The organism is Pseudoalteromonas sp. NBT06-2, from assembly GCF_002276045.1.
Taxonomy (GTDB): Bacteria; Pseudomonadota; Gammaproteobacteria; order Enterobacterales; family Alteromonadaceae; genus Pseudoalteromonas.
Genome location: NZ_NQMR01000044.1, coordinates 1 through 10084 on the forward strand (window position 1 = coordinate 1; position 10084 = coordinate 10084).

10 protein-coding genes are annotated in these 10084 nt (G+C 34.2%); 3 read left to right on the forward strand and 7 right to left on the reverse strand.

The window, feature by feature from the left end; translation table 11 throughout:
• Positions 1–90: 90 nt before the first annotated feature.
• The 7 genes from CJF42_RS10975 to CJF42_RS11005 form a co-directional block, all read right to left on the reverse strand.
• Positions 91–1764 carry an alkaline phosphatase gene (locus tag CJF42_RS10975; protein ID WP_095366727.1) on the reverse strand — a complete coding sequence of 558 codons (1674 nt, stop codon included), beginning with the start codon at positions 1762–1764 and terminating at the stop codon, positions 91–93.
• Between the two features lie 116 nt (positions 1765–1880).
• Positions 1881–2612, reverse strand: a complete 732-nt coding sequence (locus CJF42_RS10980; RefSeq protein ID WP_095366728.1) for a transglutaminase-like domain-containing protein — start codon at positions 2610–2612, stop codon at positions 1881–1883.
• Between the two features lie 70 nt (positions 2613–2682).
• Positions 2683–3393 carry a helix-turn-helix domain-containing protein gene (locus CJF42_RS10985; RefSeq protein ID WP_252097591.1) on the reverse strand — a complete coding sequence of 237 codons (711 nt, stop codon included), beginning with the start codon at positions 3391–3393 and terminating at the stop codon, positions 2683–2685.
• 63 nt (positions 3394–3456) lie between these two features.
• Positions 3457–3948: a signal peptidase II gene (gene lspA, locus CJF42_RS10990; protein WP_095366730.1), complete on the reverse strand. Its 492-nt coding sequence runs from the start codon at positions 3946–3948 to the stop codon at positions 3457–3459.
• A gap of 18 nt (positions 3949–3966) precedes the next feature.
• Positions 3967–4299, reverse strand: a complete 333-nt coding sequence (locus CJF42_RS10995) for a hypothetical protein (protein ID WP_095366731.1) — start codon at positions 4297–4299, stop codon at positions 3967–3969.
• A gap of 171 nt (positions 4300–4470) precedes the next feature.
• Entirely contained in the window at positions 4471–4692 is a 222-nt protein-coding gene (locus CJF42_RS11000) for a hypothetical protein (protein ID WP_095366732.1), read from the reverse strand.
• A gap of 37 nt (positions 4693–4729) precedes the next feature.
• A complete protein-coding gene (locus CJF42_RS11005; protein WP_095366733.1) occupies positions 4730–5086 on the reverse strand; it encodes a ribosome recycling factor family protein in 357 nt (118 codons plus the stop codon).
• A 159-nt stretch (positions 5087–5245) separates the two neighbouring features.
• Here CJF42_RS11005 and CJF42_RS11010 point away from each other — a divergent pair, with 159 nt between their 5' ends.
• The 3 genes from CJF42_RS11010 to CJF42_RS11020 all read left to right on the forward strand — a co-directional run bounded on the left by CJF42_RS11010 (position 5246) and on the right by CJF42_RS11020 (position 10049).
• On the forward strand, positions 5246–7324 hold the full coding sequence (locus CJF42_RS11010; protein WP_170940576.1) for a CapA family protein: 2079 nt from the start codon (positions 5246–5248) through the stop codon (positions 7322–7324).
• 82 nt (positions 7325–7406) lie between these two features.
• Positions 7407–9566, forward strand: a complete 2160-nt coding sequence (locus tag CJF42_RS11015) for a TonB-dependent receptor plug domain-containing protein (RefSeq protein WP_095366735.1) — start codon at positions 7407–7409, stop codon at positions 9564–9566.
• 3 nt (positions 9567–9569) lie between these two features.
• Positions 9570–10049 carry a TlpA family protein disulfide reductase gene (locus CJF42_RS11020; RefSeq protein WP_095366736.1) on the forward strand — a complete coding sequence of 160 codons (480 nt, stop codon included), beginning with the start codon at positions 9570–9572 and terminating at the stop codon, positions 10047–10049.
• The last annotated feature ends 35 nt before the right edge of the window (positions 10050–10084 follow it).

Here is a 10084-nt window from a genome sequence, read left to right on the forward strand (position 1 = left end):
TAATTTCACCTAAAACTGCTGTCTAGTTAAGCTTTATTGAGGGATTATTTTTACTTAATAATAACCCTAAAAACTGTAGGCGGTATTAAATTATTCTTGAGAAAATGCATTCATCATTTTTTGCCCTAAATCAACATGGTGTTGCATTGTTGAAAACTGTCTAGTAACACCTTCAGGACCAAATGCATATACAGGTACTGGTGCAGCAGTATGTGTGCCTGTTCCCCATACTGTATTTTGATCTGCACCTAATGTACGCGCAATTAGGTTTGCGTGAAGTTCATCACCATATACATAAAATTCTTTAAAATCATTGACTTTAGGGAATTCTACTGCTGATAGATATTTATGTTCTGCAACATAATATTCATTATCTTCTCGCTCAGCGATATGTGCTGATTGTTCAGGCGTTACTTTAAAGTTACTGTAGTTATTAATCGCTTCAGACCATTGTTCACCCGTAGTATTACTGAAATCCCAATCAGAATTCACTTGGCTCATCATGTCATAAAATGTGCCTGTTTGTGCATATACACGATCAAGTTTGTTCAAAGAACCAAAGTTAAAGTTAGGTTTATAATCTTTACCTTGCATACCATCACCAGATAATGTTTGTGCTTCTGGTAATTCTTTTCGTGAATAACTAAAGCCAAAACTACCCGTTTCATGATCAGCAGTGACAACAACTAAAGTATCTTCTCTATCTTTAACCCATTCATAAACGGCATCAACAGCTTCATCAAATTTAAGTAGTTCATGTAACATCCAACCTGTATCATTTACATGACCAGCCCAATCAATTTGACCACCTTCTACCATTAAGAAAAAACCGTCATCATCGTTAGATAAAATATCTAACGCTTTTAATGTCATATCACGAAGAGATGGCTGTGTACAGCTGTTATCTTTTTTACAAGCAGAATAAGCAATGCCATCAGCCATACCTGAATTTGAGAATAAACCCAGTAACTTTTCACCTTCAACTGCATCTAGCTGTGCACCATCAAATGCTAAGCTATAACCAAAATCATTTTTAGCTTCTAGTATAATATTACGCTCATCACTACGTTTCGATTTTTTATATGTACTAGTAGGTAAACCTAACTTGGCCATTGCAGTGCGTTTAGCTTCATCCGTTTTAATATCTGACGGAAGAAATACACGAGCACCACCGGAAAGTAATACGTCTACATTACCAGAGCTAACTAATTCAGTTGCAATTTCGGCTTCTTGTGATCTATGTGGTTGATGAGAAGCAAATGCAGCTGGTGTTGCATGAGTTATACGTGTATCAGATACTAAACCAGTTGCTTTGCCCATGGCTTTTGCTTTTTCTAGAATAGTTTGTACTTTGTTACCATTAATATCTAAACCAATCATTTCAGAACCAGCGGCCAATCCTGTAGCTAATTGTGTTGCTGAACACGCAGAATCAACAACTAAGCTACCTGATGTACCATGAGGTGCATTAAGTGATAAACCCATTTGTCCAGCATTGGCAAATTTTGATAAAGCAGTTGTATTGTTTTTTGAATTATAAATAGATTGTGGCGCACGACGCGCATATTCTTCCAATAAACCAACTTGTTGAGCACCCATACCATCACCTATCATTAAAATAACATTTTTAACTTGAGTCACTTCAACAGGTGGTACTTCTTTAATAACTTCAACTACCTTGAACACCTCAACAGTTTTTTCGTCATCATTGCAGCCAGATAATAAAATAGTTGCAACAGTTAAAGCTAAAATACTTTTTTTCATGTTGTAAAACCTTGGTTTGATATTTTTGATTTAATAAATATTTTCACGCAAGATTAAAGGACATATATGACAAATTAATGGCATATATGTTTCATTTTTAAGTAAAAACTCTAATTTTAATCTTTATTTTTGTTAATACCTTTATTACGAATGCGTTTTACATTTAAATTCAGTAAATGACGTAAAAAATATCGAAATATTATTTTTTTAATACCTGAAAGATTACTACCAATCAAAGCATAAAAATCATCAGGTTGAGTGTAAATACCAAAATCATCGGCTATGCCTTCGCTTTGTATATAAGTATCGCCACCTTTAAAATCTATATTAGGTGAGGCTAAACACTTGGTAGCGATACCAAAACCTGAAAATTCATTACATTGATCTGCAAAGTTATTTTGTACCTGAGTTAAAAAAGCTTTATCGATAATATAACCTTCAAGATTTATCCACCGTCCATCTAAATATACTTCCACCCAGCTATGAATAATACGTTCAGGTACCAAGGAAAATAAATAATTAGGTATCGCACCACGCTGTAGTTCATTATAAATTGTAAAACCATGAAAACGGCTGGAGACTCCAACAGATCTTAATAATGCGATTAATAAAGTACCTTTGGTATTACATTGACCATAACCATCTCGGAGAACTTGACTAGCTGCAAGGCGATCATCTGCGTTGTAACCGAATTTAATCTCATCACGGACAAAAGTGTAAATTGCAGCAATGGCGTCAAATTGTGATAACTTACACCATTGTTTGTCCGTAATTAAGTTTTGTATATTAGAACAATGGAAGTCCAACATCGGTGTTATTAACAATAAGTCTTTTGATAAATGAGTCATCGATTTTTCCTAGAGCTTAGATTTACGACTAGCATAAATATTTTAACTAATAGAAAATTGAATAAACTGGCTATCTTTTAAAAATAATGCGGGCCTGTTTTATTGTCATGCCAAACATATTCTTGAATGTACGACTCAGATGGGCACTATCTGAAAAACCAGCTTTATAGGCCGCTTCAGTTGCTGAGGATTTTTTTAAAATCGCTGTTATTGCGCACATCATTCTTCGCCATAATAAATAAGGTCGCCATGAAATACCTAGCTCTTGACTAAATAAATGTAAAAATCGGCTTTGTGATAATGCTAATTGATCCGCAACTTCAGATGCACGCCAAGTGGCGGGTTTTATACAATCATTTTTTAAACATTCATCTAATTGAGATATGATTTGCTGTATACGTTTATCAATGACTGTAGAGTGATTGTTAAATAATACCCTAATGGGCAGGTTTAGATTTTTGAATAAAGGTTTTAAATTTATTTTTAAGTCATTTTCACTTTTATTCTCATGACAACTAGTGAAATATGGTACTTCGAATACTTTATAATCTTGGGTTTGTAAAATAAGATAGAGGGCTTCACCTAAGTGACTTTTTGGCTCTATAAGTAAAACCCAACCTTCAGTCATTTTTAGTTGATGTGGTATTTTTGAGTTAATGATAACGGGTTGTGTAATATTATTACCATTTATTAAACATAAAGAATCAGATTTAGGCCAAATAACTTGAATTGCTTGATGAGTGTGAAGTGCTGCATCTAAGCTCGCACCATAAATAATCACGATACCTGTTTGAATCCAAACAGTCGGTTTATTTATACTCTTTACCTTTGAACTGATAATTGTTTATATCGATTTGTTATTATTTTGTTGTGAAAATAATAACATAAATGCGCCAGCCATAATTGCGATATCTGCGACATTAAAAATACCCGTTCTAATGGATCCTAAACCAAGATTAAGGAAGTCGATAACTGCGCCATTATTCATTATACGATCGTAAAAATTACTCATTCCACCAGAAAATACCAATGATAATGCAATGATAGATGTCAGATGCTGTTTTGAGTTGGAAACTAAATAGATAAATAAACCCAATAAAAATGCACCAACCATTACGACAAAAATCAAAAATCGCGTGTGTTCTGATAGACTGTTTCCCAGTCCTAAAAAAGCGCCTATGTTTTCTGTATAACCAATTCTAATAAAGTCATTTAAGTAACTTGTCATTTGAAATTTAGGCAAATACTGCGAAGCGAGTAACTTAGTGCCCTGATCACAGCCTACAGATGAGAGTGTAATAAAAAAAATAATAATGAATCTTTTCCAAGTATCCATTTATGTTTTTCCTTGTGTTTACCACTGTCGCCATTGCGTAGTTATATCATGATCAAATTTTAATCGTGCGGCTGTGATAACTTTATTTATGAATTTACATATTTCTTCGCACTGATCTGTTTCTATTAAACTGTGAGCGCATTTAGTGTTTAAATCATTTAAAGAGAATACTAATTCTTTAATCTCGTATGTCGCAGTTTCTATCGTTTGAGGCTCTGATGCCATGAATGTCATAAACTCTAATAATATTGTTATACACTGTGCTACATCATCAGAGGTATATTCAGGAGCTTCTTCACCATCAATATAATCTAACATGCCATATTGAATACTTTTTAGTAAGGTTTTCAATTTATTTTCCTTATGGATAAAGTTCGCTAGGTTACGTGATTTAATATTAAAAAACAATTTAATGGCTAAGTGATACAGTAAAAGCATGGAGTTAATAGAATGAATTTAATAATCCAATTTAATTTCAAATTTCTCAGAAACCTCATAATTTATAAAAAATAGAGTTCGATGTTATTTTTGTTCCGGTTCTCTCATAGTTCGAATTTTACTAACATATACTAATGTAATATCAGTAAGGGCTAAATGTTTGTTTTTATCATATATACAAGCGCCAAAGATATCGACTAAGTCATGAATGCCAGCTGTTCCTGTAAAATATTTTAGTATTAAAATGTGTTTATTTTCAGAAGGGATTTCTACTGAGATAAATTTAGGTATTCCAGTAAAATACATAATTTTTTATGATCTTTGTTTCGTGCAGATTGTATTTTTAGCACCACTCTACAATATCGATTGCCTCTCGGGCTTGTGCTAAAGTGCAGTCAGTTTTTACAATTAACTGATTAAGTGTGATGAGTGGTTCTTGTTTGATTAAATTAACAAGTTCATTAACTGATAATTGCGGTTTATGTTTTTCTAGCTCACTAATAAACCATTGCCAGCTTGGTTCTTCTACTTGTTGAGCTTTATATAAAATTTCACTTATTTGTGAACAATCAGCTTGTAGTATCCAATTACGAGAGCGACCTTTACGTTTAAGTAAAGCACCAGTGTTGAGAACTAAAACTTTGAGTTGCGTACGGTCTTGTGTTCTTCGTACAAAACTATTAAGTGGAATTTCTATCATAAAGTTACATTAAACTGAGCTAATGAGTCTATTCTAAACTTTATTTTATATTTTTCAAAATACATATAACCTCAGGTTATGACTGTTTGGTGTAAATGCATTGTGTGATGTTTAAAATGCGTGTTAATGTTCAAATTCCAACAATCGAAGATAATAATTATGAATAAAAATCTGTTGTTAACCTGTATTGCTTTAAGTTTAGCTATTGTAAGTGCATGTAAAACAGTTTCAGCTATTGATGAAACAGGTAAAGTGAATATAACAGGCTCCTTAGTGAATGAGCAGCAACAAGCACTTAAAAATGTAAAACTTGTGATCAATGGTCAAAGCTTTAATACAGATAGTAATGGTAATTACAGTGCTTGGGTTTCGCCAGAAGATATTTATTCATTAAAATTTTCAACGAATAATTATTACACGGCTATTCAAACATTTAGTCATTATGAGCTGACACAGCAGAATATGAATATTCAGCCCATTGAATTAGTACAAAAAGTAAAAGGGCGTACTTTATTTGCTTTTGGTGGCGATGTCATGATGGGTCGACGTTTTGCAAAACCTAAATTTGATAACGCAGTTATTATTGAAGCTGACAGTAAAGCGCAAGATACAAAATCGATTGTTGAGCATATGCGCCCTTATATGAGCTTGGCTGATATGGCTGCTGTAAATTTAGAAACCCAGATTTCACACACGCAACCTTCAGAGCGCGCACCTAAGTCGGTCACTTTTTATTCTCCACCCGAAACACTAACTGCACTTGAATGGGCTGGTATCGACTTTGTGACATTAGGTAATAATCATACTTATGATTATATGGATTCCGGTTTAAAATCTACATTGAAATATCTTGAAAAAAGTGTGCTTAATTATGCCGGTGCAGGTATCAATAAAAAACAAGCACTTAAAGCACACAGACAAAATCTCAATGGCACAGATTACGCGTTTTTAGGTTATGTAGGCTGGGAAGGCGGTTTTACGCCAAACCAAACAGCCTCGCATGATAAAGGCGGCGCAGCTTTTGGTTCTATGCAAAATATTGTTGATTCTGTAAGTCGTGAAGCAGCTGATAAGCAGGCAACTATCGTGCAATACCATGGTAGTTTAGAGTATAAAACTGAACCGACTTTAGTCACTGAGCAAAGACTAAAAACAGCGATAGATTCTGGCGCTGATATGGCAATAGCGCATCATCCACATGTCACCCAAGGCTTTGAGATATATAATGATAAACTGATAGCTTACTCTATGGGTAACTTTATCTTTGATCAGTACTTTTATTCAACGCCACATTCATTTGTTTTATATGTGTGGATGGATGGCGATAAATTACATCGTGCAGAAGTAGTACCAGTCTATTTAAAAGGTTACAAACCAACGCCTGCCACAGGCATGCATAGATACACTGTATTAAAACGTTTAGATCAATTATCACAAAAACGGGGGGTAAAATTAGGCGTATCAGGTGGCCATGGCGTTATCACACCTATTAATTCATTTATAGCTTCTAAAAGTGAAATTACTTTAAAAGCGATAAAAGAACAAACTGTTTTTCCGCTTTATCACACCCAATGGCAGCAAAATATTATTAATGTTTCAAGTGATGATAAAGACTTAACTTATCGGTTAGGTGTTAATTTAGTAAATGGTTCTGACTTTGAAAGCTTTGGCACCTTTAATACCAATGAACGAGGTTGGAATATAGATCAAAGTGGTTTTAACATTACAACAGAGTCAGCAGTAAGCGGTAAAAAATCTGTTAAAGCAGAGCTTAAATCTCGTCAAATAGAAACGTTTGGTATGACTAACTTTAGACGTGTTTATAACCCAAGTTCACCGATGACAATTAGCACTAATATCAAAGTAGATTCAGATACAAAAATTAATTTTTATTGGCAAGGTCGAAAAACACGAGATAAATTCTCTTATGCGATTAAAAGTGCAAAAAAACACTTAATTGAAACATTAACTTTAGATGGTAGTGAAGACTGGACTAATTTAGAAGTCGCTTTTAATACGCAACGTGTTGGTTACCGTAGCTTTAGAATTTTATTAGAGATTGAAGATTTATCTGGCAATAAAAATACAGTGTATTTAGACGATGTAAATCTAGTTGAATGGCAAAGTGCATATAGTAAACTCAATAATATGCCAGTGGCAAACGATGGCAATAAACAAGCTAGCTTTATTGGTTTTAATACAATGCCACAATCGGATATAAATATTAGTTATAAATAGAAAGATTTTCTTAAAAACAGTTGTATTGCAAATGAAAATCATTATCATCCAAGTTACTTTTTATAGCTAAAAAAATCAAATCATGTTTAACACTATTATTAAAACCTCTTTTTTCTTAAAAACATCGTGTTATAGCCTCTTATTTTGCACAATAAGCACCGCTTATGCCTCACAAAAAACAAACTCTCATAAATTTGAAACTCAAGCTGATGTTGAAAAAATAGAGGTATACGGTGTACGTAATAGGTTAACAGATTCAGGTGCATTGAAAGACAGTATTTCTAAAACAGAATTACTCACTGGAGAATACATTGAAAATACGCAAGCAGCGAATTTAGCTGATGCAATACAAAATGCGATAGGGATCCGCGTATCTAACGAATGTTCAATGTGTGGTGCTAAAAGGATAATGATCAATGGTATGAAAGGTGAACATACCAATGTATTAATCGATGGCATTCCAATGCATACGATGATTTCAGGTTTTTATGGTATGGATTCAGTTGCGGCCAGTGGGATTGGAACAATTGAAATTGCGCGGGGGGCAGGAGCTTCATTAACTGCACCAGAGGCAATTGGTGGTACGGTAAATATGATCACAAAAAGTGCGTTTGAAGATGGTGTACAATTTGATTTATCAGCAGGTGAGCTAGGTTATCGTAAAGCATCTATGGTGGCCACTGGCATCAGCGATGATAGTAATACAAATATTACGTTAGTAGGTCAATATGATAATCGTGATCAATATGATGGTGACAACAATGGCGTGAGTGAAAACCCAACTTTAACAAATCAATCCCTTACTTTGTATTTATCACATGATTTAAGTTATACAGATAATATACGGTTTCGTTATAACCAAAGTAATTCAGAGGTATTTGGTGGACCTGTTATCGGTGATACGACACATAGTGTAGCTGATGCGTTATCAAGTGTTGTTTATGGTGAATCCGAACAATTATTTGAAGGTAATGATGTTCGTAATCGTTATACAGGCTTACCTTGGGAAACAGCTGAATGGGTAAAAACAGATCGTGAAGAGCTATCGTTAAGTTGGTTACATGAGGTAACAGGAAACTTAAATGTCACTTCCAGTATTGCTTATATCGATCACCTACAGGATTCATTTTATGAAGGTGTTGATTATCGTGCTGATGATACTATGCTGTACCTAAGTGCACGATTTAATTATGATTTAAATGATAATCACCTCTTGACTTTTGGTGTTGATTATCGGAATGAAGAAATGCGTTCTCGCTCTCGATCATTAGCTAAATTAGATAATTATATTGCCGATAGCTTTGATTATGTAACGACAGGGTTGTTTATTCAAGATTCTTGGTTACCAAACGAAAACTTTGAATTAGCAGCTGCACTGCGTATTGATAATATACAAGCAGATTTTGTTGACCTTTCTAAACCAGGAACAGAAATAGACAAAACACTTATCTCACCTCGAATTGATATGCGCTATTTGCACAACGAACAAATAACTTCTCGCTTATCATTTGGACAAGGCTATCGCGCACCATTATCTTTCTTTGAAAGTGATCATGGTATATTAGATGCGGGTAAAGGTTACATTGTAGCAGTTGATAGACCTGAGCGCTCAGACAGTGTGACTTACTCACTCAATTATGACGGTGAAAAAATCAGTACCACTGCTTCATTTGCTTATACCCAAGTCGATCATTTAGCATCTTTATATCATGATGAAGTCGGTACACCTGTACTGGGTCAATTAGAAGAAACAGCATCGGTAACAGCGGTTGATATCGCTATCAATTATCAAGTTTTGGAAGGTTGGTCTTTATCACTCATCGCTGAGCAATATGATTATGATGAGACATTTAAAGCTTCATTTGCAATTGCACCCGCTGAGCAAAGAATGACATTAAGTTCAGATTGGGATTATAAAGGCTGGGATGTCATTGCTTCAACTACTTGGGTTGCAAGTCGTGACTTATCAGATTATGGCTATGTTGGTTATAACAAAAATGATGCTACTGAGTTAAAGTCTAGCCAAGCTGACTCTTACATTACTGTTGATTTAAAAGTAATTAAAGCACTATCTGAAGGACTTAAAGTTTATATAGGTGCTACAAACTTGTTTGACTATAACCAAGCAAAGGATATGGATAGCCCATTAATGTTCCATGATGAAGGAACATATGATGTTGTTTATATTTATGGACCTCTACGCGGTAGAAGTGCGTATGCTGGCTTGAATTACGAATTTTAATAAATGTTTAAATACCTTGTAATGGGTTTATGTGCATTGAGCTTTTATGCCAATGCACAAAGCATTTACCAAGAACAAATGCAGCGCATAGATATCAGTAGTCACACAACTCAAACCTTAACATATTATAAAGGTTCAGCATTATTAACTTCATTTTTTATGCCTAATTGTCGTTGGTGCTTAAGACAGCATAATGTTTTGAAAAGTATTAAAAAAACTTGCCCAAAATTACAAACTATCATGCTGGGTGTTCAAGGCACAAAACAAAAACTAAAAAAGGAATTAAAAAGGGAAAAAAATACCTTTCCAGCTTATTTAGCTAGTCGAAATATTATTAATGCGATTGGTGCAAAAAGCCCAGTTCCAATGATGCTAATTTTTAACCAAGCAGGGCAGTTAGCATTTAAAACAGTTGGTTATACACCTAAAGATAAACTGATAAAGCTACTTAATACATATCAAATACCAGTATGTAATATTTGAGTTATTTCTTTTTTGTAAGAGCCTATCAGGAACGA

Bases quoted from the DNA above. Each gene is read 5' to 3' on its own strand.
- CJF42_RS11000 (WP_095366732.1), bottom strand. From the start codon at position 4,692: ATGTATTTTACTGGAATACCTAAATTTATCTCAGTAGAAATCCCTTCT.
- CJF42_RS11005 (WP_095366733.1), bottom strand. From the start codon at position 5,086: ATGATAGAAATTCCACTTAATAGTTTTGTACGAAGAACACAAGACCGT.
- CJF42_RS11020 (WP_095366736.1), top strand. From the start codon at position 9,570: ATGTTTAAATACCTTGTAATGGGTTTATGTGCATTGAGCTTTTATGCC.
- lspA (WP_095366730.1), bottom strand. From the start codon at position 3,948: ATGGATACTTGGAAAAGATTCATTATTATTTTTTTTATTACACTCTCA.
- CJF42_RS10980 (WP_095366728.1), bottom strand. From the start codon at position 2,612: ATGACTCATTTATCAAAAGACTTATTGTTAATAACACCGATGTTGGAC.
- CJF42_RS10975 (WP_095366727.1), bottom strand. From the start codon at position 1,764: ATGAAAAAAAGTATTTTAGCTTTAACTGTTGCAACTATTTTATTATCT.
- CJF42_RS11015 (WP_095366735.1), top strand. From the start codon at position 7,407: ATGTTTAACACTATTATTAAAACCTCTTTTTTCTTAAAAACATCGTGT.
- CJF42_RS11010 (WP_170940576.1), top strand. From the start codon at position 5,246: ATGAATAAAAATCTGTTGTTAACCTGTATTGCTTTAAGTTTAGCTATT.